Origin of the sequence: Radicibacter daui, from assembly GCA_030657355.1 — a bacterium.
GTDB lineage: Bacteria > Pseudomonadota > Alphaproteobacteria > Radicibacterales > Radicibacteraceae > Radicibacter > Radicibacter daui.
In genome coordinates, this window is the sequence record CP131056.1 from 197,343 (window position 1) to 222,521 (window position 25,179).

26 protein-coding genes and 1 tRNA gene are annotated in these 25,179 nt (G+C 63.1%); 10 read left to right on the forward strand and 17 right to left on the reverse strand.

The window, feature by feature from the left end; all coding sequences use genetic code 11:
- Nucleotides 1-173: 173 nt before the first annotated feature.
- Together dnaJ and dapB are read left to right on the forward strand one after the other, a co-directional pair.
- On the forward strand, nt 174-1,307 hold the full coding sequence (dnaJ, locus tag QTL98_RS00925) for a molecular chaperone DnaJ (protein WP_445680360.1): 1,134 nt from the start codon (nt 174-176) through the stop codon (nt 1,305-1,307).
- 156 nt (nt 1,308-1,463) lie between these two features.
- A complete protein-coding gene (dapB, locus tag QTL98_RS00930) occupies nt 1,464-2,261 on the forward strand; it encodes a 4-hydroxy-tetrahydrodipicolinate reductase (protein WP_510637603.1) in 798 nt (265 codons plus the stop codon).
- 28 nt (nt 2,262-2,289) lie between these two features.
- Here the strand turns inward: dapB and QTL98_RS00935 are convergent, their stop codons facing one another.
- Nucleotides 2,290-3,126, reverse strand: a complete 837-nt coding sequence (locus tag QTL98_RS00935) for a bifunctional transcriptional activator/DNA repair enzyme AdaA (protein ID WP_445680362.1) — start codon at nt 3,124-3,126, stop codon at nt 2,290-2,292.
- Nucleotides 3,127-3,214: 88 nt separating this feature from the next.
- Nucleotides 3,215-3,748 (reverse strand): DUF2244 domain-containing protein, encoded by a 534-nt coding sequence (locus QTL98_RS00940; protein WP_445680363.1) that lies wholly within the window; start codon nt 3,746-3,748, stop codon nt 3,215-3,217.
- A 154-nt stretch (nt 3,749-3,902) separates the two neighbouring features.
- On the opposite strand from QTL98_RS00940, the gene nth reads away from it, so the two are divergent.
- The gene (gene nth / locus QTL98_RS00945) at nt 3,903-4,544 is read left to right on the forward strand and encodes an endonuclease III (RefSeq protein ID WP_510637515.1); all 642 of its coding nucleotides are present in this window, start codon (nt 3,903-3,905) and stop codon (nt 4,542-4,544) included.
- Between the two features lie 100 nt (nt 4,545-4,644).
- Complete coding sequence (locus QTL98_RS00950; protein WP_445680365.1) at nt 4,645-5,256, forward strand: ATP-dependent Clp protease proteolytic subunit; 612 nt, start codon at nt 4,645-4,647, stop codon at nt 5,254-5,256.
- A 74-nt stretch (nt 5,257-5,330) separates the two neighbouring features.
- On the opposite strand, the gene QTL98_RS00955 is transcribed toward QTL98_RS00950, so the two are convergent.
- The 9 genes from QTL98_RS00955 to QTL98_RS00995 all read right to left on the reverse strand — a co-directional run bounded on the left by QTL98_RS00955 (nt 5,331) and on the right by QTL98_RS00995 (nt 12,879).
- Complete coding sequence (locus QTL98_RS00955; protein ID WP_445680366.1) at nt 5,331-6,278, reverse strand: sigma-70 family RNA polymerase sigma factor; 948 nt, start codon at nt 6,276-6,278, stop codon at nt 5,331-5,333.
- 11 nt (nt 6,279-6,289) lie between these two features.
- Nucleotides 6,290-6,733, reverse strand: coding sequence for a carboxymuconolactone decarboxylase family protein (locus tag QTL98_RS00960; RefSeq protein WP_445680367.1), 444 nt, complete (start codon nt 6,731-6,733; stop codon nt 6,290-6,292).
- 162 nt (nt 6,734-6,895) lie between these two features.
- Nucleotides 6,896-7,417: a hypothetical protein gene (locus tag QTL98_RS00965; protein ID WP_445680368.1), complete on the reverse strand. Its 522-nt coding sequence runs from the start codon at nt 7,415-7,417 to the stop codon at nt 6,896-6,898.
- Between the two features lie 119 nt (nt 7,418-7,536).
- Nucleotides 7,537-8,064 (reverse strand): inorganic diphosphatase, encoded by a 528-nt coding sequence (gene ppa / locus QTL98_RS00970; RefSeq protein ID WP_445680369.1) that lies wholly within the window; start codon nt 8,062-8,064, stop codon nt 7,537-7,539.
- 236 nt (nt 8,065-8,300) lie between these two features.
- Nucleotides 8,301-9,158: a transporter substrate-binding domain-containing protein gene (locus QTL98_RS00975; protein ID WP_445680370.1), complete on the reverse strand. Its 858-nt coding sequence runs from the start codon at nt 9,156-9,158 to the stop codon at nt 8,301-8,303.
- A gap of 40 nt (nt 9,159-9,198) precedes the next feature.
- Nucleotides 9,199-9,996, reverse strand: a complete 798-nt coding sequence (locus QTL98_RS00980) for an ABC transporter ATP-binding protein (protein ID WP_445680371.1) — start codon at nt 9,994-9,996, stop codon at nt 9,199-9,201.
- The gene (locus tag QTL98_RS00985; protein ID WP_445680372.1) at nt 9,996-10,736 is read right to left on the reverse strand and encodes an ABC transporter permease; all 741 of its coding nucleotides are present in this window, start codon (nt 10,734-10,736) and stop codon (nt 9,996-9,998) included. Before QTL98_RS00985 ends, QTL98_RS00980 begins: the two co-directional genes overlap by 1 nt.
- Nucleotides 10,736-11,458, reverse strand: a complete 723-nt coding sequence (locus tag QTL98_RS00990; RefSeq protein WP_445680373.1) for an ABC transporter permease — start codon at nt 11,456-11,458, stop codon at nt 10,736-10,738. The genes QTL98_RS00985 and QTL98_RS00990 overlap by 1 nt, the downstream gene beginning before the upstream one ends.
- Complete coding sequence (locus QTL98_RS00995; RefSeq protein WP_445680374.1) at nt 11,455-12,879, reverse strand: M20 family metallopeptidase; 1,425 nt, start codon at nt 12,877-12,879, stop codon at nt 11,455-11,457. Before QTL98_RS00995 ends, QTL98_RS00990 begins: the two co-directional genes overlap by 4 nt.
- A 195-nt stretch (nt 12,880-13,074) precedes the next feature.
- Between QTL98_RS00995 and QTL98_RS01000 the strand changes: the two genes are divergently transcribed.
- Both QTL98_RS01000 and QTL98_RS01005 read left to right on the forward strand, forming a co-directional pair.
- Entirely contained in the window at nt 13,075-13,725 is a 651-nt protein-coding gene (locus QTL98_RS01000) for a GntR family transcriptional regulator (protein ID WP_445680375.1), read from the forward strand.
- Nucleotides 13,722-14,210 (forward strand): MmcB family DNA repair protein, encoded by a 489-nt coding sequence (locus QTL98_RS01005; RefSeq protein WP_445680376.1) that lies wholly within the window; start codon nt 13,722-13,724, stop codon nt 14,208-14,210. Before QTL98_RS01000 ends, QTL98_RS01005 begins: the two co-directional genes overlap by 4 nt.
- A gap of 6 nt (nt 14,211-14,216) precedes the next feature.
- Here QTL98_RS01005 and ubiB read toward each other — a convergent pair whose 3' ends face one another.
- Entirely contained in the window at nt 14,217-15,755 is a 1,539-nt protein-coding gene (gene ubiB, locus QTL98_RS01010; RefSeq protein WP_445680377.1) for a 2-polyprenylphenol 6-hydroxylase, read from the reverse strand.
- Nucleotides 15,752-16,525 (reverse strand): bifunctional demethylmenaquinone methyltransferase/2-methoxy-6-polyprenyl-1,4-benzoquinol methylase UbiE, encoded by a 774-nt coding sequence (gene ubiE, locus QTL98_RS01015; protein ID WP_445680378.1) that lies wholly within the window; start codon nt 16,523-16,525, stop codon nt 15,752-15,754. The genes ubiB and ubiE overlap by 4 nt, the downstream gene beginning before the upstream one ends.
- Nucleotides 16,526-16,950: 425 nt before the next feature.
- On the opposite strand from ubiE, the gene QTL98_RS01020 reads away from it, so the two are divergent.
- The 3 genes from QTL98_RS01020 to leuA all read left to right on the forward strand — a co-directional run bounded on the left by QTL98_RS01020 (nt 16,951) and on the right by leuA (nt 21,811).
- Nucleotides 16,951-18,945, forward strand: coding sequence for a methyl-accepting chemotaxis protein (locus QTL98_RS01020; RefSeq protein WP_445680379.1), 1,995 nt, complete (start codon nt 16,951-16,953; stop codon nt 18,943-18,945).
- A gap of 151 nt (nt 18,946-19,096) precedes the next feature.
- Nucleotides 19,097-19,672, forward strand: a complete 576-nt coding sequence (locus QTL98_RS01025) for a cytochrome b (RefSeq protein WP_445680380.1) — start codon at nt 19,097-19,099, stop codon at nt 19,670-19,672.
- A 447-nt stretch (nt 19,673-20,119) separates the two neighbouring features.
- Entirely contained in the window at nt 20,120-21,811 is a 1,692-nt protein-coding gene (gene leuA, locus QTL98_RS01030; RefSeq protein ID WP_445680381.1) for a 2-isopropylmalate synthase, read from the forward strand.
- Nucleotides 21,812-21,881: 70 nt separating this feature from the next.
- On the opposite strand, the gene QTL98_RS01035 is transcribed toward leuA, so the two are convergent.
- The 4 genes from QTL98_RS01035 to QTL98_RS01050 form a co-directional block, all read right to left on the reverse strand.
- Complete coding sequence (locus QTL98_RS01035) at nt 21,882-22,322, reverse strand: VOC family protein (protein ID WP_445682207.1); 441 nt, start codon at nt 22,320-22,322, stop codon at nt 21,882-21,884.
- Nucleotides 22,323-22,465: 143 nt separating this feature from the next.
- Nucleotides 22,466-23,320, reverse strand: coding sequence for a hypothetical protein (locus QTL98_RS01040; RefSeq protein ID WP_445680382.1), 855 nt, complete (start codon nt 23,318-23,320; stop codon nt 22,466-22,468).
- Between the two features lie 200 nt (nt 23,321-23,520).
- Nucleotides 23,521-23,597 (reverse strand) — tRNA-Arg (locus QTL98_RS01045).
- 107 nt (nt 23,598-23,704) lie between these two features.
- Nucleotides 23,705-24,658, reverse strand: coding sequence for an ABC transporter ATP-binding protein (locus QTL98_RS01050; RefSeq protein WP_445680383.1), 954 nt, complete (start codon nt 24,656-24,658; stop codon nt 23,705-23,707).
- 265 nt (nt 24,659-24,923) lie between these two features.
- On the opposite strand from QTL98_RS01050, the gene QTL98_RS01055 reads away from it, so the two are divergent.
- Nucleotides 24,924-25,109 (forward strand): zinc-finger domain-containing protein, encoded by a 186-nt coding sequence (locus QTL98_RS01055; RefSeq protein WP_445680384.1) that lies wholly within the window; start codon nt 24,924-24,926, stop codon nt 25,107-25,109.
- Nucleotides 25,110-25,179 lie beyond the last annotated feature (70 nt).

Sequence of the window (25,179 nt, forward strand, 5' to 3'; positions counted from 1 at the left end):
CTGAAGCGGCAAACCAGTGGCCGCGTCGGTCTTGAAGGCTTGAAAGGTAAGCTGCCCCGGACGAGAAATCGCCGGGGCAGCATCCTTGATGGGCAACGCCCGAAAAATTGGGCATAAGAGCCTGAGCCAGGACGCTAGACGGGCCGCGATCCGGCGGGGAGACAACCGGACCTATGGCAAAGCGTGACTATTACGAGACGCTTGGAGTCGCGAAGGATGCGTCGGCCGATGAGCTGAAGCGGGCCTACCGCAAGCTTGCCATGCAGTACCACCCGGACCGCAATCCGGGCGACGCCGAAGCGGAAGCCCGCTTCAAGGAACTCAACGAAGCCTATGAAGTCCTGAAGGACGAACAGAAGCGCGGCGCCTATGACCGCTTCGGCCATGCTGCCTTTGAAAATGGCGGCGGCGGGGCCGGTGGCGGCGGCTTCGGCGGCTTTGGCGGCGGCGGTTTCGCCGACATCTTCGACGAGATGTTCGGTGATTTCATGGGCGGCGGCCGGGGCGGCCGCGGCAATGCCCGCGGCGCCGACCTTCGTTACAATCTCGAAATCAGCCTTGAGGATGCCTTTAACGGCAGCCGCACCCAGATAAGGGTGCCGACCTCGGCAACCTGCGATGTGTGCTCGGGTTCGGGCGCAGCCAACGGCGCCGAGCCGGTGACCTGCCCGACCTGCGGCGGGCACGGCAAGGTGCGTGCGACCCAGGGCTTCTTCACTATCGAGCGCGTCTGCCACAGCTGCCAGGGCGCGGGCCGTATCATCAAGGATCCGTGCCGCAAGTGCGGCGGCGAAGGCCGTGTGCGCAGCGAGAAGACACTGGAAGTCAACATTCCGGCCGGCGTGGAAGAAGGCACGCGCATTCGCCTGACCGGCGAGGGCGAAGCCGGCCGCCAGGGTGCAAGCCCGGGCGACCTCTACATCTTCCTCTCCATCAAGCCGCACCAGATGTTCAAGCGGGACGGGGCGGACCTGTTCTGCCGCGTGCCCATCCCGATGACGGTTGCCGCCCTTGGCGGCACGGTCGAGGTGCCGACCATCGAAGGCGCACGGGTCAAGATCACTGTGCCCGCCGGCACGCAGACGGGCCACCAGATGCGCCTGCGCGGCAAGGGCATGCCCGTGCTGCGCCAGCGTGTGCGCGGCGACATGTATGTGGATATCGTGGTGGAAACCCCGGTGAAGCTCACCCGCAAGCAGGAAGAATTGCTGCGGGCCTTTGCCGAGGAAACCACCGGCGAGAGCCATCCGGAATCCGAAGGCTTCTTCACCCGGGTGAAGGAGTTCTGGGACGAGCTGCGCAGCTGACCCCTGCCGGATGCGTGCTGAGTGAAGCAGAAGGCCGGCTTGCCTGAAGAAGGCGCGCCGGCCTTCCTTGTTTTTGCTCGCCGCCCCGGCCCCGGTGTCCTATGCATGCAGCCGGAAGTTTTTACGGCAAGTCAGATACGGGTCCCCGCCATGAGCATTAAAATCGGTATCGTTGGCGCAGCCGGCCGCATGGGCCGCGCGCTGGTTCGCCAGATCACGGCAACCCCGGGCGCCGAAGTGTTCGGCGCCGTCGAACGGCCCGGCAGCGATGCAATCGGTAAAGATGCCGGCCTTCTGGCCGGGCTGGAGCCGCTGGGGATCAGCATTGGCGACGACGCCGTTGCACTGTTTGCCGCCGCTGACGTGGTGATCGACTTCACCTCCCCTGCTGCCACCGTCGAGCACAGCATGCTCGCCGCCCAAGGCAAGACGGCCCATATCGTCGGCACCACTGGCCTGACGGCAGAAGATGAAGCCGCGCTGGAACGTGCTGCCCGTCACACACCGGTGGTCTACGCCGCCAATTACAGCCTCGGCGTGAATATTCTCGCTGCCCTTATCGAGCGCACGGCCGCCATTCTGGGCGATGACTGGGATATCGACATCGTCGAGATGCATCACCGCCACAAGGTCGATGCACCGTCAGGCACCGCGCTGATGCTCGGCAAGGCGGCAGCCAAAGGTCGTGCCGTCAATTTCGATATCGTAAAGAAATTGAGCCGTGAGGGCCTGACCGGCGCCCGGCCCGCTGGCGAGATCGGTTTTGCGTCTCTACGCGGCGGCGATGTGGTGGGCGAACACACCACCATCTTCGCGGCTCCGGCCGAGCGTATCGAATTCATCCACAAGGCGACCGACCGCGCCCTGTTCGCCCGCGGCGCCGTGCGGGCCGCCCTGTGGGCAGCCCGGCAGAAGCCGGGCCTTTATTCCATGACCGACGTGCTGGGGCTCTGAGGCCCCGGCACATCGCTAAACGCACATCCTAGGAAGCCAGCGCCATCTGCTCGGCGCGCAGCGCCTCGCGGGCCAGGATGGCGCGCTTGCGGTCCTGCCCCCAGAAAAAGCCGGTAAGCGCACCAGAGGCACCGATCACCCGGTGACAGGGGATGAGGATGCCCACCCGGTTGCGCCCGCAGGCGGCGCCCACTGCGCGGCTGGCTTCAGGATGGCCGATGGCGGCAGCCACCTCGCCATAGGTGGAAACCCGCCCCTCCGGAATGGCGATAAGCGCGCGCCAGACCTTGAGCTGGAAGTTGGTGCCCTTGAGCAGCAGCCGCTCGCCGGTCACCGTCCCCTCCTCCATCGCGCGCACCACATGCTCCGTTGCGCTGTCGTCACGAACAAGGCGCGAGAGAGGAAAACGGGCCTGCAGCACCGATACCGCGGCTTCATCACCACTGTCGGTAAATTCCAGCGCACAGATGCCGAGCGGCGCCATGCCGACAATGGCACGGCCATAGACACTGTCATGCAGGCCGTAGCGGATGATCATTTCCGCGCCCTGCGCCTTGTACTGGCCGGGGGTCATGCCCTCGACCGCCACAAACAGATCATGCAGGCGTGACGGGCCGGAAAGCCCGACCTCAAAGCTGGTATCGAGCAGGTTGATGCGCCGGTCGAGCAGCGCCTTGGCATGATCGACCGTGAGTGCCTGCAGGAAACGCTTGGGGCTTACCCCCGCCCAGCGCTGGAACAGGCGCTGCAGATGAAAGGGGCTGAGCTCGACGGCATCAGCCACGGCTTCAAGCTCGGGCTGATCCTGCCAGTTGTTCTCGATGAAACGGATAGCGCGGCCAATGCGCTCATAGTCGCGGTCCATGGAAGGGCTCCGATGCGAAAGGCGAATTTGTCCTGACTATGAGCAGCCCGCGTTTCAGTCTCCACCCGGTTCTTGCGAGGCCGGAAGGTCAGTTCTCCGGCCGATCTGGCCGGCGCATTTGTTCCAGTGCACGGCGCAGGGCGCGGGCAAAATCCAGCCGCTGTTCGGGTGCCAGAAAACTGCCGACGGTGAGGCGCCGCCCGTGGCTCGCCAGCACCACCTGGCTTTCATGCTGTGCCGGATCATCCATCTCGACCCGCAGCCAGTAAGGCTGGAAGAACCAGCGGCCGAACTGCCCCTGCTTCGGGCCATGACGTTCGACGGTCAGCTCACTCTCCGTCAGCCGTACGCTCTCCCAATGCCGCTCTGCGCGGGCATAGGAGCGGCGCATGGCGACATAGACCAGCAGGATATCGAGGCCGTAGAAGCCGAAGATCGGCCAGGCGCCGATGGAGAGAAAAAAGGCTCCGGAGCCGAGCGCCAGCGCCGCCAGAATGCCGATCAGGATGTAGAAGCTCTGGCGCGGCATGCTGCAATAGGGCCTGAGCTCCGCATCAAAGAGAAGCGGAGCGGCCCCTCCGGCGCCCTGACCGAAAGCAGCATTGTTGGCGATACTTTCCATGCCGGTTAGTCTAGGCCCCGCGCCGGAACCCCGGCAAGCGCTCCCCTCACAAGAAGCCCAGATGCCTGCCGCAAAACCCGCCCCGAAAGCTGCCGCCCGGCCCGCCGCAAAACCCCAAAAGGCGGCGGGCGCAAAGACGCCGAAGCAGCCCCGCATGACGACGGCCGAGATCGAGGCGTTTTTCGCCGAGCTTGCCGCCCGCGACGCGGCACCGACCAGCGAGCTGCACTGGAGCAATCCCTATACGCTGGTCGTCGCCGTTGCCCTCTCCGCCCAGGCCACGGATGTAGGGGTCAACAAGGCGACAGGACAGCTCTTTGCCGTGGCCGATACGCCGGAAAAGATGCTGGCGCTCGGCGAAGACCGGCTGCGCGACTACATCAAGACCATCGGGCTCTACAAAACCAAGGCCAAGAACGTCATCGGCCTGTCGCAGATGCTGATCGACCGGCATGGCGGCAAGGTACCGCAGACACGCGAAGCGTTGCAGGAGCTGCCGGGCGTGGGCCGCAAGACGGCCAACGTGGTGCTCAATGTCGCCTTCGGCCAGCCGACCATCGCCGTCGATACCCATATCTTCCGCGTCGCCAACCGCACCGGCATGGGCCCGGGCAAGACGCCCGACCATGTCGAGCTGGAGCTTGAAAAGGTGGTGCCGGAAAAATGGCGCCTGCACGCCCACCACTGGCTCATCCTGCACGGGCGCTATATCTGCAAGGCCCGGCGGCCGAACTGCCCGGTCTGCCCGGTCAGGGATTTCTGCCATTTCGGGGAGAAGACCGAGATCGCAGCGTGATGCCGCTATCATCCTGCCCCTACTATTCCGCCCCCCTCATTGAAGCGGGCTCCTCCATACGCTACATGAAGAACAGCGACCAACCGGAGAGTTACCCCTAATGGCCATGAGCGAATTCATCCGCCTCGACGATGAAGACGAGACGCCCAAGGATGGGGCCGCGCGCACGCCCGATTTCATCGACCAGAAGCTGTTCAGCGCCCGCCATCTCGTCCTCACCGGGACGATCACCATGGAAGTGGCCAAGCGCATCACCGAACGCCTTCTGGCGCTGGCCGGCGAAAGCAAGGACCCGATCCATCTCATCATCAATTCGCCCGGCGGCCATGTGGAGAGCGGTTACACCATCTTCGACATGATCCGCTTCGTGGATTGCGAGGTTAAGGTCATCGGCACCGGCTGGGTCGGTTCTGCCGCCGCCCTCATCTATCTGGCCGCGAAGAAGGAAAACCGCTACTCGCTGCCGAACACGCGCTACCTGCTGCACCAGCCGAGCGGTGGTGCCGGCGGCACGGCCGTGGATATCGCCATCCAGGCGAAGGAAATCATCAAGGCCCGCCAGCGCATCAACGAGATCATCGCCAAGGAAACCGGTCAAACGCTGGAGAAAGTCCAGCGCGATACCGAACGCGATTTCTGGATGTCGGCGGAAGAAGCCATCGAGTACGGCATGGTGAGCAAGGTCATTTCGAATCTGAAAGAAATTGCCTGAGGCTCGGATACCTGCCGCCGGCACTGCCGGAAGCAAAAAGAAAAACCCCGCCGGATGGCGGGGTTTTTTGTTGGTCAGGCCGTGCCGGCAGGCGGCGCCATATCCATGAACTGGCTGAGTTTTTCCGGATTGCGCACGATATAGACCGTGCCGATATGGCCCGCGGATATCTCCAGCATGGTAACCTGCGGGATACCGTCGGATTCGATGGATAGATAGCCCGGCAGGCCGTTGAAGAGACCGTAGCGCACCACCTGCCGCTCCTGCCGGCCGTGTTTGCGCACCAGCCCGGCAAAGAACCGGCAGATACGATCCATTCCGAAGATGGGATTGATGGCCGACGGGCGGATGCCGCCACCATCGGTCATCAGCGTGGCATTGGCGGCCAGCAGGCTCTTGAGCTCAGAAACATCGCCCGCCCGGGAGGCGGCTTCGAAGGCACGGGCTATCGCCTCCCCTTCCGCCGGCGCCACATCGAAACGCGGTTTCTGGTCCGCCACATGGCGGCGGGCACGGCTTGCCAGCTGACGCACTGCGGCTTCATCGCGCCCCAGCGTCTCCGCCACCTCGCGAAAATCGAGGTCGAACACATCATGCAGCAGAAAAGCCGCCCGTTCGAGCGGCGAGAGCCGCTCCAGCGCCAGCAGCAGCGCCACCGACAGATCGCTGGCAAGTTCCGCCGCACTTTCTTCCGGCACAAAAATCTGGCTGTCCGCCAGCGGTTCCGGCAGCCAGGCGCCCACATAGGATTCCCGGCGGGCCCGCGCCGAGCGCAACTGGTCGACGCACAGGCGCGTCACCACGCGGGCAAGCCAGGCCCGGGGATTGGCAATGGCTGACCGGTCAGCATCCACCCAGCGCAACCATGCGTCCTGCACCGCATCCTCGGCTTCGGAAAGCGAGCCGAGCATGCGGTAGGCAAGGCCGGTCAAATATCGCCGGTACTGCTCGAAATCGAGGCCGGCGGCATGTTGGCCGCCGGCTTCTTCATCCTCTGCCATGACCATTTCCTTGCGGGCCATGTTTACCACCCTCAGACCGGATGAACCGCGCGCATGCCGATGGCAAGACGATTCCAGCTGTTGATGGCGCCGATGAGCATGGTGAGCTTCACCTGCTCGGCCTCGGTGAACTGGGCGGCAAGCTGCTCGTAGGCGGCATCGGGGGCATGGGTTTCAGCCACCAGCGTCAGCGCTTCACACCAGGCAAGGGCGGCACGCTCGCGGTCGCTGTAGAGCGGGGATTCGTGCCAGGCGTTCAGGAGATAGAGCCGCGCTTCGGTCTCGCCATTGGCGCGGGCATCCTTGCTGTGCATGTCGAGGCAGAAGGCGCAGCCATTGATCTGCGAGGCACGCATCTTCACGAGCTCGATAAGGCTCTTTTCGAGGCCGCTGTTCGTCACCGCCTTTTCAAAGGCCAGCATGCCGTTGATCACGTCGGGAGCGGCCTTGTGATAGTTGGCGATACGGGGGGTCATGTTGTCTTCTCCATCAGGTCAAGGCGCCCCTTCGGCGCCCTTATGCGAGAAAGACGAGACAGCCCCGGCGGCTGTGACATGAGCTGGGAAAAATCTGCAAATTACGTTAGGCCGTCAGCACTCAAGGTCGCAGAGACTCGCGCTCGGGCCGGATTGAACCGATCAAGGATAATGGTCATACGCAAGCCACCAACCGCCTTCCAGCTCCCGTTTGTAGGACGCTATTTGGGCTCCAAGTTTTAGGCCATAAAGACTTTTAACAATTATATCTAATTTATTAGGTTCTTCATGTATAAATTTCTTGTAATCCCCTCCCCCAGCGAGCCCCTCAGACCAATATTCTACCCAAATTTTACAATGATCCTCGGACACGCTTAACTGGATACCTTTTGCATTAATCTTCCGAAATATTGCATAATATTTTTGAACAATATCGTTGCTGACCTCCGGTCTGGACCAAGAAGGATCCATCATTACTGTTAGATATTTGGAGCCTCCAGCCTCTTCCCCAATTTCCAGAGCCAGCTCGCAAGCGTCGCGCCTAATTTCCTCGAAAACATTTCTGTTATTCCGGAAATTGAGAATCATAACCTCATCCGACGGAGCTGGGTCTGGTTCTCCGCATCCGGTAAGGACACTCAGCACTGGAACAAAAAGCGAGACTGTGAAATTGCGGATACCCATCGTTTCTCCATGGCCGGGACGTTTGGCTGTCCATCAAACATCTAGAAACAAAAAAGGGAGAGCAGAAGCCCTCCCTTTCTCTTCCAAAAGTGGCTGTTTTAAGCCAGCCTTATGAAGGCTTACTTCGCAGCCGCCACGCCTTTTTCGATGATCGCAGCGGCATCAGCAGAGCCCTTCCAGCCGCCGATCTTGACCCACTTGCCCGGCTCCAGATCCTTGTAGCGGGTGAAGAAATGCTCGATCTGCTCACGCAGGATCTCGGGCAGGTCGGTATATTCGGCCACGTCCTTGTAGTACGGGTTCAGCTTGGTGACCGGCACGGCCAGCAGCTTCTCGTCCTGGCCGCCATCATCTTCCATCATCAAGACGCCGATGGGGCGCACACGCACCACGGCGCCCGGCATGATCGGCGTATCGCCGACCACCAGCACGTCGAGGGGGTCGCCATCGCCGCCCAGCGTATTGGGGATGAAGCCGTAATTGCACGGGTAGAACATCGGGGTGTGGAGGAAACGGTCGACGAAGAGTGCGCCGGATTCCTTGTCCATCTCATACTTGATCGGGGCATTGCTGCGCATCGGCACTTCGATGACGACATTCACATCCCACGGCACACTCTTGCCGGCGGCGATCTTGCTCACATCCATGGTGGCTCGGCCTTTTCTTTGAATTCAAGGTCTGGCGAACGGCAGCAACCCTCATGAAAAGGCCGCCGCCGTCGCGGATGGCGGCACTTTAGGATAAAGCCCGGTGCCGTCAACAGGCCCTCCTGTCGCTCGCGGCGGATTTTCGACAGCGGCGGATAAAACAAAACCCCGCCGCCGGGAACGGCAGCGGGGTCCTGCTGAATCGCTTTACTCCTCAAAAAGAGGAAGCGGCGCGATCAGTACGGGGTCACGTCGAAGCCAAACCACTTCTCGGAAAGCTCTTTGGTGGTGCCGTCCGCCTTGGCGGAGTTGATGGCGGCATCGAACAGGGCCTTGAGGTCGGTATCTTCCTTGCGCAGGCCGACGGAGCTGCCGGCACCAAGGAAACCGCCCTGGAAGCGCGGGCCGACGATGACCATGTCCTCGTTGCCCGGCTTGGTGATGGCCGTGCTGAGATAGCCCATCGAGGCCATGATGAGGTCGACACGGCCGGAGATCAGGTCGAGGTCGTGCTCCTCGGTCTGCTTGTATTCGCGCTTCTCGACGATGCCGTTCATGTACTCGTCGACAAAGCGGGACGAGGTGGAGGCGGTCTGCACACCGATGACCTTGCCGTCCAGCATCGGCTTCAGCTCGGTGATCGCCTTGTGGGCGCCTTCGTCATTGGTGGTGAGCGAATAGAGCTCGCCCTTCAGCGGCAGGCTGGCGAGCGGGCTCGACTTCAGCGTGGCGAAGGCCTGGCCTGTGCTGCCGTAGGAAACCGAGAAATCGATGATCTGCTTGCGCTTTTCCGTCGCCGACATGCCGGACATGATGGCGTCGAACTTGCCGGCCTGCAGCGCCGGAATGATGCCGTCGAAGGACTGGGTCACGAAGGTGCATTCCACCTTCATGCGCTCGCACAGCACCTTGGCGAGGTCGATCTCGTAACCGGCGAGCGTGCCGTCCGGCTTGGTGAGGTTATAGGGCGGGAAGGCACCTTCGGTGGCGATGGTGATGTGCTTCCATTCTTTAGCCTGGGCGGCCTGTACGCCGCCCACAAGGGCCACGACAGCGACGCAGGCCGCTGCCAGAAGAGTGCCGATACGCTTCATTTTTGTTTCCCTGTTCGTTGCATTATCGTGATGAAAACTCTCAGGCGCTGAGGAATTGCCTGAGGCGGGGAGAACGGGCGCCGGTGAAGAGATCGGCCGGTGTGCCCTCCTCCTCCACCTGGCCCTGATGCAGGAAGACGACGCGGCTGGAGACGTCACGGGCAAAACCCATCTCGTGGGTCACCACCAGCATGGTGCGGCCTTCATCAGCCAGGCCACGCATGACCTTCAGCACCTCGCCCACCAGCTCGGGATCGAGGGCGGAGGTCGGCTCGTCGAACAGCATCACCTGCGGCTGCATGGCGAGCGCCCGGGCAATCGCCGCGCGCTGCTGCTGGCCGCCGGAGAGATGGGCCGGATAGGCATGGCGCTTGTCGGCGATGCCGACCTTGGCCAGCAGCGCCTCGGCCTCCTCCTCGCACTCGCGGCGGGGACGGCCCAGCACATGCACCGGCGCCTCGATGACATTCTCGAGGATGGTGCGGTGGGACCAGAGGTTGAAGCTCTGGAACACCATGCCGAGGCGGGAGCGGATACGCTCGACCTGGCGGATGTCCGCGGCATCGCTGCGCCCGTCGCGCCGGCGGCGCAGCGCTACAGTCTCGCCGGCAACAATCACCTCGCCCGCATCGGGCACCTCAAGCAGGTTGAGGCAGCGCAGCAGGGTGGACTTGCCGGAGCCGGAGGAGCCGAGGATGGAGACCACCTCCCCCGCCCGGGCATCCAGCGTCACGCCTTTCAATACTTCAACGCCGCCGAAGCGCTTGTGGAGATTGCGCCCGCTGAGAGCGGCAAGGGGAGCATCCACCGGCAAGGTGGCAGCAATGCTGTCAGGCATCAGGCATCTCCGGTGGAAGCAGGGGTCGCGGCAGCGATCGGGACGGCGGCAGACGCCGGGCGGCGCTTGTCCGGGCTCAGCGCACGCTCGGCCCACAGCACAAGGCGGCTCAGCGTGAAATTGAGCGCCAGATAGATAGCGCCGGCGACGACGAAGACCTCGATGACACGGTAAGTCTCGGAGATGATGCGGGCGGCAACGCCGGTCACCTCCATGAGGGTGATGATCGAGGCAAGGGAAGTTGCCTTCACCATCGACATCATTTCGTTTCCGTAAGCAGGAAGCGCCTGGCGGATGGCGAGGGGCAGGATCACCCGCCGCAGAATCATGAGACGCGGCATGCCCACAGCCCGGGCCGCCTCGACCTGCCCCGGCGGTACCGAGAGCAGGCCGCCACGGATGATCTCACTGGAATAGGCCGCCGTGTTGAGCATCAGGGACAGCACGGCGCAGGCATAAGGCTCGCGCAGCAGCGGCCACAGGAAGCTGTGGCGTACGGCCGGAAACTGGCCGAGCCCGTAATAGATGAGGAAGATCTGTACCAGGAGCGGCGTGCCGCGGAAAACGAAGACATAGAAGCGCGCCAGCAGGGCAAGCGGCAGGATGCCGCTGAGGCGCATCATGGCGAGCCCGAAAGCCACGAAGGCGCCGAGGAAGATGGCGCTGACAGCAAGCTGGATGGTGAGCGGGACGGCGCCGACCAGCGCCATGAAAGTTTCGAAAGCGAAATCGATATCCATCACGGCCTCCGCGCCGAACGCGAGAACCGGCGCTCGGCCACATAGAGCACGAGGCCGGAAACGCTGGAGATGGCGAGGAACAGCACCGCGGCGATCATGAAAAAGTCAAAGGGGAGCCGGGTGGAACCGGCGGCGATCTGCGTCTGGCGCAGCAGCTCGACCACGCCGGTTACCGACACCAGCGCCGATTCCTTGAGCACCACCTGCCAGACATTGCCGAGGCCCGGCAGCGCATGGCGCAGGGTGAGCGGGGCAATGATGCGGCGAAGGCGCACCCAGCGGTTCATGCCGCACGCATGCGCCGCCTCGATCTCTCCCGGCGAAACGGCACCGAAGGCACCGCGAAAGACTTCCGTGTGCTGCGCGCCGGAGGTCACGCCCACCGCCATTGCGCCGGCCAGCACACCCGGCAGGCCGACGAAGCCTTCAACGCCAAGCAGGCGGGCAGTGGCGGTGATCAGCATGCTGCCACCGAAATAGAAGAGATAGATGACGAGCAGATCGGGCACGCCGCGCAGGATGGTGGTGTACCCGTCCGCCAGCGCGCGTACCCAGCGATTGCCCTTGATCTTGGCCCATGCCCCCAGCACGCCGATAACGGCGCCGATGAGAAAACCCGAGGAGGCGATGACAAGCGTCATCCCCGCGCCGGTAATCAGCGCCGCGCCCCAGCCTTCCGGCCCGAAGCCGATGAGCTGGAAAAGATCAGGCCGCGCGCTCAAGCCGCCTGCCCTCCCGGCAGCGGCGGCTCGACATCGTCAGGGATGGGATTGACGAAAGGTGTGCCGGCCAGACGTTCGGCATGGTCTGCCTTTGCCCGGCCGATCAGCTCCGGATCGGCCAGCAGGCGGGTTGCCGTGGCCGCCATGGCCTTGGCGGCATGTTCCATGCCCTTGTGCGCTGCCGGCAGCTTGCCCTGCGCCACCAGCTGCCAGGAATGGCCGGGCGTGCCGATGGCGTAGGTGGCGCCGCGCATCTGCACGGTAGGCACCACCCAGCTGACGGTGCCGACATCGGTGGAGCCGACAATGCTGCTGTCCTGCAAGCCGCGCTGGTAGATGCCGTCGGCAAGCGACAGGCCGCTGCGCGGCTTGACGCCAAAGCGGCGGAAGGAGGTGGCGATATCGGCCGGGCTGAAGGTGGCCTGGAACTGCCGCGCCGTCTCGCGATCCGCCTCGTCAAAGAGCGGCGGGCCCAGACGCTCCAGCTCCGCCTGCATCAGGTCTTCCAGCGGCGTGTTGCCGACAAGATTGGCATCGCCGGAGATCACTTCGCTGCGCATGGAGGTGCCGGTCATCAGCGCGGCACCTTCCGCCACCTTCTTTACCCGCTCCACCAGCTCGATCAGGTCCGGCAGGCTGCTGGCGCGCACGAGATAACGCACCGTGGCGCGCGCCTGCACCACATTGGGGGCATGACCGCCGGCATCGGTAATGGCGTAGTGCACGCGGGCGGAAGACGGCATGTGCTCGCGCAGATAATTGACGCCCACATTCATCAGCTCGACAGCATCAAGCGCGCTGCGCCCGAGATGCGGCGAGGCGGAAGCGTGGGAAGCACGGCCGCTGAAGTGGAAATTGATCTCGTTACAGGCAAGCGAGACCGGGTTATTGACGCCCACGAAAGGCGCCGGATGCCAGCACAGGGCGATATCGACATCGTCGAACACGCCGGCCCGCACCATGAAACCCTTGGAAGAACCGCCCTCTTCCGCCGGGCAACCGTAATAGCGCACGCGGCCCTTGAGGCCGCTGCGGGCGAGATAGTCCTTCACGGCCGCTGCCGCCATCATCGAGCCGGCGCCGAGCAGATTGTGCCCGCAGCCATGGCCATTGCCGCCGGTTTCCATCGGCTTTTCTTCGGCAAGGCCGGCTTGCTGGCTGAGGCCGGGCAGTGCGTCAAATTCGCCGAGAATGGCGATAACGGGACCACCCTCCCCGGCTTCGCCCATCACGGCGGTGGGCAGGCCGGCAATGCCGCGCTCGACCCGAAAGCCCTCTTCTTCCAGCACACGGACATGCTCGGCCGATGAACGAAATTCCTCATAATTGGTCTCGGGCGTATCCCAGACGCGGTCGCTCAGCTCATAAAAGCGCGCCCGCTTTTCCTCGACGATGTCCCAGACCTGGTCGGAATTTTTCATGGGGAGCCGCAATACCAATCTTAATGGAACCAAAATTGGCGCCAATTTAGGGCAACAATCTTTGTTGCACAATGGGGCCGGGTGATTATTTTCCGCACCCCATGGTTGCCGGGCCGCGCTAGACTCCTGCCCGGCAGGGTCCGCCGCCCGCAAGAACGCGCCGTTTGAAAAGAGCGAGAACAGCAGATGACGGTCATGACCGCTGACAGAACGCAAGCTGCGGGCGCCGGCGATGAGGCAGTGACCCCGACCCCCGGCGACGTCACCGAGCTCATCCTCCAGGACATCATGGCCGGCATCCTTGCTCCGGGAAGCTGGCTGAAGCAGATCGACCTCGAGCGCCGTTACGGCTGCACCCGGCAGGAGGTGCGCCGGGCGCTGGACAGGCTGGCGCAAAAGCGCCTTGTCCAGCATGTGCCCAACCGCGGATACCATGTGCATGCTCCCGATGGCCGGCAGGCCAGCGAGATTGCGGAGATCCGGCTGATCCTTGAAATCGGCGTCGCCGGCCGCATCGTCCTCAATGCCGGGGCCCCGGATGTCGCGCAGCTGCGCCATCTGGCCAACGAGTTCGACCGGCTGGTGCTGGAAGGCACGCTGATGGAACTTTATGAGGCGAACCTTGCCTTCCACAGCGCCTTGCTGGCGCTTGCCGGCAACCGGGAGCTGGTCGAGCTGGTAACCGATATCCGCCGCCGTACCTCCTCCGCCCCGGTTTCGCAGTGGCGCACCCGTGCCCGTATCGAGCAATCGGGCCGAGAGCATCACCAGATGATCGCGGCCATCGAGAGGCGCGACGGCGACGCGCTGAAGGATGCGATCACCCACCATATCCTGCAGCGATGAGCGAAACCCCGGCAGAAAGCGGCGCCCCGCAGCCGATCGATGCCGCCGGCCGCATCCGCCGCGGCGTACGCCGGCACCTCTACCAGCAGGGCTGGGCCAGCCTGCCGGAATTCACCCTGGCCACCGGACGCCGTGCCGATCTCTTTGCCCTGGCGCCCGATGGCACCGCGCTGGTCGTGGAAATCAAATCCGGCCTTGCCGATTATCGCGCGGATGCCAAATGGCATGAGTACCGCGATTATTGCGACCGATTTTATTTCGCTATCGATGCGAATTTCCCGAGTGAGATCATCCCGGCAGAATGCGGCCTCATCATTGCCGATGCCTGGGGAGCGGAGATTGTACGGGAGAGCAGCGAAATCAGGCTGGCCCCGGCTCGCCGCAAGGCACTGACTCTCGCTTTTGCGCGCCTTGCCGCCGACCGCACGCTCTTGATCGAGGATCCGGGCCTGCCCGCCAGCCTGCGTGCCGGCAGGCCGGTCTGAGGGTTATCAGCCGCGCAGCTTCCAGACCAAGACTGCCGCGAGCGCCGCAGCGGCAATCCAGCCGGTCCAGGCAAGCGCACCGCCGCCCCGTTTGGCACGCAGGGCGGCAATGGTGCTGTCGTCAAGGCTGATGCGCCCGCTTGCCAGCACCTCGGCCGCCTTTTCCATCTGCTTGAGCAGGCCGGGCAACCGCCGCATGACCTGCAAGCCGGAATCGATGCCATGGGCGAGACGGGCCTCGGGCCCGCGATGCTCACGCATCCATTCCTCGATCAGCGGCCGGGCCACTTCCCACATATTGACGTTGGGATTGAGCGTGCGGCTCACCCCTTCGGCCGTCAGCATGGATTTTTGCAGCAGCAGCAAGCGCGGCTGCGCTTCCATCTGGAACTGTTCGGTGGTGTGGAACAGCTGGCCCAGCAGACGGCCCAGCGAAATGTCGCTGAGCGGGCGGTTCGCCACCGGCTCGCCAATCGCCCGGCAGGCCTGGGTAAAGTGATCGAGCGACTGGTCGGCAGGAACAAATCCGGCTTCGAAATGAACTTCCGCGGCCCGCCTGTAATCCCCGTTCAGGAAAGCCAGCAGCATGTCGGCAAGGAAATAGCGCGTCTGCCAGTCGATGCGGCCCATGATGCCGAAATCGACCGCGGTGATGTTGCCATCAAAGGTGACGAAGAGATTACCCGGATGCAGGTCGGCGTGGAAATAACCATCGCGGAAGGCCATGCGGAAGAAGGCCGTCGCCGCCTTGACCAGCACGGCATCGGGATCGATGCCATGCTCGCGCATGCGCTCCACATCGCCGACGGGAATGCCCTCTACCCGCGCCTGCGTCATCACGCGCTGCGCCGTACGGTCCCAGTCGATAACCGGCACGTTGAAGGTGGGATCGCCGGCAAAGTTCCCTGCCAGCTCACCCGCTGCCGCGGCTTCCATGCGCAGGTCCATCTCCAGCGCGACGGACTGGGCGAAGGTTTCCACCGTCTCGCGCGGCTTCAGGCGGCGCAGGGCCGGAAAACGCCGGTAACCGATATCGGCAAGCCAGCGCAGCATATCGATATCGCGCTGGAACGCCTCTTCGATACGCGGCCGCAATATTTTTACCGCCACCGGCTTGCCGTCGATGGTTATGGCAAAATGCACCTGCGCGATGGACGCGGCGGCAACCGGCGCTTCCTCGAAGCTCTGGAACAGCGCTTCCAGCGGTTGGCCGAATTCGGTCTCGATGGTGGCGCGCACAGCGGCAAAGCTGAAAGCCGGCAGGCGATCCTGCAGTTCGGCCAGATCCTCGGCCGTCGGCTCACCCACCAGATCGGCGCGGGTGGAAAGCGCTTGCCCGGCCTTGATGAAGGTGGGGCCAAGCGCCGTCATGGCGCGGGCAAGGCGCTGGCCGGGACGGCCAGTGGCCTTGCGGGAAATAAGGCGCAGGGCAAAACCGGCCAGCGGTTGCTGGATGGCAACCCGGCGATGAAACAGCGCGTCTTCCCGCCCCAGCACCCAGAGGATGCGCAGCAGGCGCAGCAGATTGCGCAGGGTCTTGATCACAGGCGCCAGCCCGAATGCAGCGCGGCGATGCCGCCAGAGAAATTGCGGTAACTCACCTGCTCGAAGCCGACCTTCTTCATCCGGCTGACCAGCTCATCCTGCGGCGGGAAACGGCGGATGCTCTCGGCCAGATAAAGATAACTCTCCGCATCACCGGCAAAACGCGAGCCGAGCTTCGGCAGCACGTTGAAGGAATATTTGTCGTAGATTTCCTTGAAGCCCGGGATGACCACGGCGGAAAATTCGAGGCAGAGGAAACGCCCGCCCGGCCGCAGCACACGCCGCGCCTCGGCCAGCGCCTCATCGATACGCGTCACGTTCCGCAGGCCGAAGGCAATGGTGTAGGCATCCACCGACTTGTCGGGCAGCGGCAGCTTCTGCGCATCGGCCGTCACCCAGCCAAGGCCGCTCAGCATGCCGCGATCGGCGGCGCGGGCGCGGCCCACCTTGAGCATTTCAAGATTGATGTCGGCGACGGTGACGTCGGCCTTGCGGCCGGTGCGCTCATAGATGCGGAAAGCGATGTCACCGGTACCGCCGGCCACATCGAGATAGGCGCGGTCCGGGCGCGGGCCCAGCGCATCGACCATCGCGTCCTTCCACAGCCGGTGCACGCCGCCGGACATCAGGTCGTTCATAAGGTCGTAGCGGGAGGCAACGCTGTCGAAAACCTGGCGCACCATGCCGGCCTTTTCGGCTTCGCGGACCGTCTTGAAGCCGAAATGGGTGGTATCGTCACCACCGGCTGCCTGACCCTGCGCTATCGCCATTCCCGGCCTCGTATTTCCGACAAGAAACGGGAGCCAAAACTCCCCGCAGGTTGGCTAGACCGCCCCGCCACCCCTGTCAACGCCGCCGGGTGGCGCGGAGATGCAGCACGCGGGAGAATCATGCCTTCCGGCCCCTGTCGGAGGGGGACTCAGAAACGGAATACCGTTCCCGACTTCGCAAGATCACACGTGCCGCAGTAGCCGAAATATAGATAAAGTTATACTGACTATCGTTAAATATAAATAATAGTGATTATCCCGGATCAATTAAATGCCGGCCAATGCCAACACATACTTTTGTACATGCCGGAAAATCTGGGTCGCTGAATAGAATTCGGCACCAAAGGTACAGCCCCGGAGCCGGTTCACTGCTACTTGATGCGCCGGAGACCGGGACGAACATCGGCCAATCGGGGATTCATGACATGAGCATTTCACAACGCATTCTGACGGGCTTTGGCATCGTACTGCTCATCGCCCTGGTCCTCGGCCTTTCCAGCCTGTGGTTTCTCAACAACGGCAAGACGGCCGTTACCAACCTGACGCGACGCGCCGATGTCGCCATGGATGCCGGCAAGGTGAGCGTGGGCGTCAATGCCGCGTTACTCGCCGCCCGCGATTACATCGCGACACGCAGCGATGACAGTGTGGATCGGATGAATGCCGCGCTGGCGGAGGTCGAAAAGTCAGCCGCTGTCGCCGCTGCCGTTACTGTAAGCGCCGAACGCAAGGCCGCCCTTGAGCGAATCATCGCCATTCGCGGCCAGATGCAGGCCGATTTCGAAAAACTGACTGCCCTGATGAAAGAGCGTGACTCGCTGCTGAACGACACGCTCAATACCCTTGGCAAGGAAATGCGCGAAGAGACAACAGCCGCCCGCGAAATGGCCAAGCTCGCCGGCAATACCGATCTCGCGATCAACCTTGGAGAGCAGCAGGAGCACCTGATGCTGTCGCGGCTCTATGTCGTCAAATACATGCTCGACAACCATGCCGACGACGCCAGGCGTGCCTTCTCCGAAATGGATGCCGCGCTCTCCCTCTTCGCCAGCCAGAAACCCGGCATCGTGACGATTGCCGGCGATGAGGCTGCCCAAAAGCTTGAAGGGCAGATGCATGACTACCAGCAGGCCTTCACCCGGATGGAAGCGCTGCTGGCCGAACGCAACCAGGTCCGCGACCATCTGTTCGTGACCCTCGGCGACGAGACGAAGGAACTGGCAAATACAGTTTCGTCCGGCGCAACTGTACTGGCGCGTGAAACCGCAGCAACCGCGGCCAGGGACGCGTCCATCGCGATGATGATCGCCATTGCCCTGGTGGCAGTTGCCACCGGCGCCGGCATTGCGGTGGCACTGCTGATCGCCCGCTCCATTACCAGGCCGGTCAACGCCATGACCGGTGCGATGGAGCAGCTCTCCAAAGGCCAGAAGCAGACGGAAATCCCCGCCACCGAGCGCAAGGACGAAATCGGCGTGATGGCCAGGGCCGTGCTGGTGTTCCGCGACGCCCTGATTGAGGCCGACCGCCTGCAGGCCGAAGCCGTCCGCACGCAGGAAGAACGCAACCGCCGCGCGGAGAAGGTGGCGGAGATCACCGCCAGCTTCGAACAGGCCGTGGAGGCCATGGTCTCCGCCGTTGCTTCCGCCGCCACCGAGCTGCAATCCACAGCCGAGGGGCTCAGCGCCACGGCAACGCAGACCAGCCATCAGGCATCCAACGTCGCCACTGCTTCCGGCCAGGCTTCCGGCAATGTGCAGACCGTCGCGGCCGCCACGGAAGAATTGAGCAGCTCCATCCGTGAGATCAGCCGTCAGGTGGCCCACCAGTCGGGTGTTGCCAGTTCCGCCGCCGGTGCCGCCCGCTCGTCCGACGAACGCGTCCAGCGCCTGCATGCCGATACCCAGGCCATCGGCGAGGTGGTGCAGCTCATCACTTCCATTGCCGAGCAAACCAACCTGCTGGCGCTCAACGCCACCATCGAGGCAGCCCGCGCCGGTGAAGCCGGCAAGGGCTTTGCCGTCGTGGCACAGGAGGTCAAAAGCCTCGCCACCCAGACGGCGCGGGCGACCGAACAGATCTCGGACCGCATTACGGGTGTACAATCACAGACCAGCGCCACCGTCGAATCGATTGCGGAAATCGCCGGCCGTGTCCGCGAGATGAGCGAGATCGCCTCTGCCGTGGCTGCCGCAGTGGAACAGCAGAACGCCGCGACGGCGGAAATTACCCGCAACGTTCAGGAGGCAGCCCGCGGCACCGAACAGGTTAACGACAACATCAGCGGGGTGACCGAGGCCGCTGCAGAGACTGGCACCGCGGCCGGCGACGTGCTGAACGCCGCCAGCTCGCTTTCCCGTCAGGCTGAACAGCTGCGCGGAGAGGTCAACCGCTTCCTCACCGACGTACGCGCTGCCTGATCCACGTCGCGCCCGAACCATCAGCCCTCCGCTTCATCTGCAGCGGAGGGCTTTTTGTAGCCGAAAGGACAGATATTGGCGAAAGCGGCCGGGTGCCAGAATGGGCGCCTTGCGGATTTTCCCGCCCTGATTGCCGAGCGTAGAATCCCTCATGACCGACATGACCGACCGTCCCGTTTCGCCCCAGGGTTACGCTGCAATCCAGAAAGGGCTTCACTGGCTGGTGGCTCTCCTGGTGCTGGTCGTTTACGGCATCACCTATCTTGAGGACCTCTACCCGCATGGCGACCCAAGGCAGGACGGGGTCTGGTGGCTGCACATCTCCTTCGGGGTCCTGCTGCTGCTTGCGGTCATGACCCGTGTTGTTGTTCGCCTGGTGTTGAAGGCGCCGCCACTGACGGACCATATGCGTTCGATAGAGAAACTGGGCGCCCATCTGGCCCATTACGGGCTCTACGCGCTGCTGATCGCCACACCGCTGCTCGGCATGATGACGGCCTGGTACCGCGGCGATACGGTCACGTTCTTCAGCCTCTTTACAGTTCCGCCGGTGGTGGCGGCCGACCATGCCATGGGCCGTACGCTCAAGGACATCCATGGCCTTTGTGCCAATGCCATACTGATTGTTGCCGGCCTGCATATGGCTGCGGCGCTGTGGCACCATTTCGTGCGTCGCGACGATACGCTGCTGCGGATGCTGCCCGGCAAGCGCAAAAGCCGCCAATAACCGGAAGCTCTCAGCGGCGGGGCCCTTTTGCCAAAAATATGGCCCAGCCCGGTTGACCGCGAAAAAAAACGGCGATAGCGTTCGCCCCGCTATGACAAAGCCTTTTGCTGCCCTTCTTCTTCTTACCAACCCGGTTGTCTGAGGACACCGGGCTTTCGGCGTTTGCCGCCGCACGAAGAAGAAAACAGGTAGCTCAAGGTACCAAGCCGATGACGGCCCCCTTCCGACAGATCAGCGATATCTCCAGTGCCTGCCCCGCGGCAGGCTGGCTGCGACTTAGCCGCGCCTTCGCGGCACGGTAGCGGCATCCCCGCATCCGCGATCTGGCTCTTCGGCCGCCTTGAGAGACGGCCCCTCCTTCGCCACTCATCCAACATCCTTGTCTCCCGCGCCGTGAGGCGTTAGACCCCGCGCCAGAGGCAAGCGAACGAAACCGGAGTTTCCGTCATGGGCGTGATGCCGTTTCAGCAATACGAGCCCTTCCAGCCGATCAACCTGCCGGACCGGCAGTGGCCCTCGCGCACCATCACCACGGCACCGGTCTGGTGCTCGGTTGACTTGCGCGATGGCAACCAGGCGCTGATCGAACCGATGGATCCGGCGCGCAAGCGCAAGATGTTCGACACGCTGGTCAAGATGGGCTTCAAGGAGATCGAGGTCGGTTTTCCTTCCGCTAGCGAAACGGATTTCCGCTTCGTACGCATGCTGATCGAAGAAAAGCTCATCCCCGACGATGTGACGATCCAGGTGCTGGTCCAGTGCCGCGAGCACCTGATCCGCCGCACCTTCGAAGCGATCAAGGGCGCAAAGAACGTCATCGTTCATTTCTACAACTCCACCTCCACCCTGCAGCGCCGCGTCGTCTTCAAGCTCGACCGCGAAGGCGTGAAGCAGATCGCCGTGGAAGGCGCAAAGCTGGTACGCCAGATGATGGAGGAAGAGGCCGAGCCGGGCGCCAACATCCGCGTGGAATATTCCCCGGAAAGCTTCAGCCAGACCGAGATGGACTATGCGCTGGAGGTTTGCGAGGCGGTGATGGATGTCATCCAGCCGACGCCGGAAAACCCGATCATCCTCAACCTGCCGGTGACGGTGGAAGTTGCCACCCCCAACGTGCATGCCGACCAGATCGAGTGGTTCTGCCGCAACATGAAGCGGCGCGACTGCGCCATCATTTCGTTGCATCCGCACAATGACCGCGGCACTGCCGTTGCCGCCACAGAACTGGGCCTGATGGCCGGTGCCGACCGCGTGGAAGGCACGCTGTTCGGCAATGGCGAGCGCACCGGCAATGTCGACATCATTACCCTGGCGCTCAACATGCACACCCAGGGCGTCGATTGCGGCCTCGACATGCATGACATCAACGGCCTGCGCCGCGTGGCGGAATATTGCAACCAGTTGCCGGTTCATCCGCGGCATCCTTATGTCGGCGAGCTGGTCTTCACCGCCTTCTCCGGCAGCCATCAGGACGCTATCCGCAAGGGCCTGCAGGAGCTCAAAAAGGCCAATTCCGAGGATTGGGCGGTTCCCTACCTGCCCATCAACCCGGCCGACCTCAACCGCCAGTATGAGCCGGTGATCCGCGTCAACAGCCAGTCCGGCAAGGGCGGCGTTACCTTCGTGCTGGAAGACAAGTTCGGCATTTCCCCGCCGCGCCTGCTGCAGATCGAATTCTCCAACATCGTCCAGAAGATCGCGGACGATACCGGCAAGGAAATCACGCCGGAGGTCATCTGGGAGGCCTTCGAGACCACCTATCTGAAGCCGGAAGCACCGGCGCTCGAATTTATCGAGTACCGCACGGTGCCCTCGGCCCATGCGGCCGAACGGCGCGATCTCACCGCCACCGTGCGCATCAATGGCGAGGTGAAGGAGATCCATGGTAGCGGCAACGGCCCGGTTGCCGGTTTCATCGACGCGGTGAAGCGGGACCTCGGCCTTGGCATGAGTGTGGTGGACTATTCCGAGCACTCGACGAGCCACGGCTCCGATGCCAGCGCCGTCGCCTATGTGCTGATCAAGCCGGATGACGGCCAGCAGCTCTACGGTGTTGGCATGGCGAGCAACATCGTGGCGTCTTCGCTGCGTGCCATCGTCAGCGCGGCCAACCGCATCCTGTCGGCGAAGGCCGACTAAGCGGCTTTCCGCCCCAAAAGAAAAGGCCCGGGTCACCGCCCGGGCCTTTTTTCATTCCGTAATCAAAATGTTACCAGCTGCCGGTGTTCGGCATCGAAGCCCATGGCTCCTGCGGCGCCAGTGCCTTGCCCTTCTGCAAAAGCTCGATGGAAATACCGTCGGGCGAACGGATGAAGGCCATATGGCCATCACGCGGCGGGCGATTGATGGTGATGCCGGCCTTCTGCAGTTTGTCGCAGAGGGCATAGATGTCATCCACAGCATAGGCCAGATGCCCGAAGCTGCGGCCGCCGGTATAGGTCTCGGGGTCCCAGTTATAGGTAAGCTCAAGCTCGGGCGACCGGCGCTCGGCAACGATCCCCTCATCATCCGGGGCGGCAAGATAGATCAGCGTGAAACGGCCTTTTTCGCTTTCATGGCGGCGCGTTTCCTTGAGGCCGAGCTTGTTGCAGTAAAAATCGAGCGAGGCGTCGATGTCGGTGACACGCACCATGGTGTGGAGAAACTGCATGGGGTCCATCCCGCTTTCTTGATCGGTTCTGTCGGCAGGGGCAAATCCCGCGCGCCTGGCGCTGCGGACCCGGCCGACCGCAAGGACCGTCTCAGAAAACGGCCCGCCCCCTGTCTAGACCAGCAGACCCCAAACGGAAAGTCTCAGGCGGTCTTCTGCGCTTCTGCGGGCTGCTGCTTGGTGGTGCGTCCAGCCCGGCGATCAAGGAACTCCAGCTTGTCCAGCATGATCTGGGTCAGCGTGTTTTCCTTGTCATCATGGCCAAGGAACCAGGCAAGGCCCGCCGGCGGGAAATAGTCCATGAAGGACAGGAGCTCGGCCTTCGGCACATGACCGATCAGCACGCAAATCTGCAGATAACCAATGATCTCGAACAGCGCGAGTTCGTGCTGCTGATATTCCGTCTCTACCGCGCTCGGCGGTGAATCCTGGAACAGCAGTTCCTTCTTCTTCTGCCGGATGCGGCGGGATTCGCGTGCCTGCTGCTGCAAGGTGCGCAAGGCCTGGGGCTTGGGCAGCTTCTTTAAAAGATCATGTGCCTTTTCAGCAAAATGGTCAGGCTTGCAGGCCTTGCCATAGTGGGCCTGGTACTTCTCGCGATAGTTTTCGGCGATCTTGACGAAGCACTGCTCCATGTAGCGCATCTCGGGCGTCAGCAGCCGTCCGATCTCGCGCCGCAGCTGATCCGCCTGTTTGGGATCGCGCAACGTTCCGGGCTCGAAAGGTTTTTCCACCAATAGCGTGCGGAACAGATACCAAGCGTATTCAATGATTTGCTGGAAGCTGTCGAGCGGCATGGCGGCGCCATAACCGAAGAAGCGCATCAGCCGCTCGACCATGGCCTGTTCGTCGATCTTGCGCTGTTCAAACGCGGAGACGGAGGCGAAGCGCCGTTTGAGGAAGCCCGGCATGAAAGACAGTTCGCGCAGCCAGATGCGCCGGCGCAGCGAGGCGGAAAGCGCGGGCACCGGAATGCGCGGCAGGGTCGGATTCGACAAAAGCGACCTTCGCCCCGCGGAGTTCTGCACTCCTTGCGAGGAGACATAGGCACCTTGAATAGGTCCTACATCGCCCTTCCTGGCCTCGTCAGCCACGGTCGTCCTCCGGCCACGGCACTTTAGTCGTGGGGAGTCATTTTAAACCCAAGGCTGTTATGAACCTAAGCATTTTTAAGGGCTTGGAATCCACGCCGGCAAAATGGCGGTCCCGACAGGATTCGAACCTGTGGCCTCTGCCTTCGGAGGGCAGCGCTCTATCCATCTGAGCTACGGGACCGCGGAGCCCGGCTATGGCGCCGGACAAGGGCGCTTCGCGAGAACGGCGCGACCATAGGGCAAAGCCCGAAAGCCCGCAATCCTCTTGATGTCACCCGCCGGAAGGCCTCAGGCAGCCTTGCTGCTGTCGCGCGTGATCTGCAGGAAGATATCCTCCAGATCGGACTGTTCGGTAGTGATGTCGGCGATCTCGAGGCCGCTTTGCTGGATGGCGGTGATGAGCGCCCCCATCTGCGTCTTGGAAGGCTGATAGCGCACCACCAGCTGGTTCGGTTCGGCCAGTTCCGCACCCCAGGCCACCAGCGAGGCCGGCACGGTGCCGGCCGGCGAAGAAAGCGACACGCGCAGCGCCTTGGCATCCACCCGCCGCATCAGCTCGGTTTTGGGCTCGCATGCCACCACCTGGCCATGGTTGATGATGGCGATGGTGTCGCACAGCTCCTCGGCTTCCTCGAGATAGTGCGTGGTGAGCAGAATGGTGATGCCGCGGCGGTTCAGCTCGCGCACATGGCTCCACAGCTGCTGGCGCAGCTCGACATCCACGCCGGCGGTCGGCTCGTCAAGAACCAGCACCGGCGGGTTGTGCACCATGGCCTTGGCGACCATCAGGCGCCGGCGCATACCGCCCGACAGGGTGCGGGCATAGGCCCTGGCCTTGTCCTTGAGGCCAACGGCCTCCAGCAGCTCGTCGGTCCGGCGCTCGGATTTCGGCACGCCATAAAGGCCGGCATTGATCTCCAGGATCTCGCGCGGGGTGAAGAACGGGTCGATATTAAGTTCCTGCGGCACCACGCCAATGGCCGCCCGCGCAGCGCGCGGATCGGAGTCGACGTCGATATCCCAGATACGGGCGCTGCCCGCACTCTTCACCACGAGGCCGGCGAGGATATTGATGAAGGTTGATTTGCCGGCACCGTTCGGCCCCAGCAGCGCGAACATGCTGCCACGCGGGATCTGCAGGTCGATGCCCTTCAGCGCATGCTTGGCCGGTGCCCGGCCTTGGGCGGCATAGGTTTTTTCCAGGCCACGCACATCGACGGCGAATTCAGGCAGGGCGGACATCGGAGCATTCCATTCATCGGAGGCGCCCAATGGAGGGCAGGTGCGGCAAACCGCCCGGGGCGCCGGACGTGACAGGCAGGAGATAATCCCCGCCCTGCCCGATGACAAGGGAGCGGGCCACAGTTCACCCGGCGACGGCGGCAAGAGGGCACCGATTACCCGGCAATGGCATGCAAGGCTCAATGCCGGTTGATCCGCCCCGCTCTTGGAGTATCATCGGGCTCGTTTTTGACCCCTTTCCGGTACGATCAGGGAACCCGTTTTGATGCAGCCTGCCGAGACCATTACTGTTGAAGAGCTTCGTTTCAGCTGCGATGGCGGCGATGGTGCTCTCGGTCATCCGCGCATTTTCCTGACCATCCCGCCGGCCGTTGGCGCCGTTGACTGCCCCTATTGCGGCCGTCACTTCGTGCTGAAGCCGGGCGCCGCCACCCACGGCCACGATCATTGAGGAGAACGGGCGGGCTGCCGGCAATCCGGTGGTCCCCGCCCGTCCCGGCGTGGTCTCTGCCATATTCTCC

Coding starts and splice junctions, on each gene's coding strand:
- QTL98_RS00940 (WP_445680363.1), bottom strand. CDS start 3,748: ATGGAAAGTATCGCCAACAATGCTGCTTTCGGTCAGGGCGCCGGAGGG.
- leuA (WP_445680381.1), top strand. CDS start 20,120: ATGGGCGTGATGCCGTTTCAGCAATACGAGCCCTTCCAGCCGATCAAC.
- QTL98_RS00985 (WP_445680372.1), bottom strand. CDS start 10,736: ATGGATATCGATTTCGCTTTCGAAACTTTCATGGCGCTGGTCGGCGCC.
- ubiE (WP_445680378.1), bottom strand. CDS start 16,525: ATGGCGATAGCGCAGGGTCAGGCAGCCGGTGGTGACGATACCACCCAT.
- QTL98_RS01005 (WP_445680376.1), top strand. CDS start 13,722: ATGAGCGAAACCCCGGCAGAAAGCGGCGCCCCGCAGCCGATCGATGCC.
- QTL98_RS01055 (WP_445680384.1), top strand. CDS start 24,924: ATGCAGCCTGCCGAGACCATTACTGTTGAAGAGCTTCGTTTCAGCTGC.
- dnaJ (WP_445680360.1), top strand. CDS start 174: ATGGCAAAGCGTGACTATTACGAGACGCTTGGAGTCGCGAAGGATGCG.
- nth (WP_510637515.1), top strand. CDS start 3,903: ATGACGACGGCCGAGATCGAGGCGTTTTTCGCCGAGCTTGCCGCCCGC.
- QTL98_RS01025 (WP_445680380.1), top strand. CDS start 19,097: ATGACCGACATGACCGACCGTCCCGTTTCGCCCCAGGGTTACGCTGCA.
- QTL98_RS01020 (WP_445680379.1), top strand. CDS start 16,951: ATGAGCATTTCACAACGCATTCTGACGGGCTTTGGCATCGTACTGCTC.
- QTL98_RS01035 (WP_445682207.1), bottom strand. CDS start 22,322: ATGCAGTTTCTCCACACCATGGTGCGTGTCACCGACATCGACGCCTCG.
- QTL98_RS00975 (WP_445680370.1), bottom strand. CDS start 9,158: ATGAAGCGTATCGGCACTCTTCTGGCAGCGGCCTGCGTCGCTGTCGTG.
- QTL98_RS00935 (WP_445680362.1), bottom strand. CDS start 3,126: ATGGACCGCGACTATGAGCGCATTGGCCGCGCTATCCGTTTCATCGAG.
- QTL98_RS00955 (WP_445680366.1), bottom strand. CDS start 6,278: ATGGCCCGCAAGGAAATGGTCATGGCAGAGGATGAAGAAGCCGGCGGC.
- ppa (WP_445680369.1), bottom strand. CDS start 8,064: ATGGATGTGAGCAAGATCGCCGCCGGCAAGAGTGTGCCGTGGGATGTG.
- QTL98_RS00950 (WP_445680365.1), top strand. CDS start 4,645: ATGGCCATGAGCGAATTCATCCGCCTCGACGATGAAGACGAGACGCCC.
- QTL98_RS01000 (WP_445680375.1), top strand. CDS start 13,075: ATGACCGCTGACAGAACGCAAGCTGCGGGCGCCGGCGATGAGGCAGTG.
- QTL98_RS00980 (WP_445680371.1), bottom strand. CDS start 9,996: ATGCCTGACAGCATTGCTGCCACCTTGCCGGTGGATGCTCCCCTTGCC.
- QTL98_RS00965 (WP_445680368.1), bottom strand. CDS start 7,417: ATGGGTATCCGCAATTTCACAGTCTCGCTTTTTGTTCCAGTGCTGAGT.
- QTL98_RS00995 (WP_445680374.1), bottom strand. CDS start 12,879: ATGAAAAATTCCGACCAGGTCTGGGACATCGTCGAGGAAAAGCGGGCG.
- QTL98_RS00960 (WP_445680367.1), bottom strand. CDS start 6,733: ATGACCCCCCGTATCGCCAACTATCACAAGGCCGCTCCCGACGTGATC.
- QTL98_RS01050 (WP_445680383.1), bottom strand. CDS start 24,658: ATGTCCGCCCTGCCTGAATTCGCCGTCGATGTGCGTGGCCTGGAAAAA.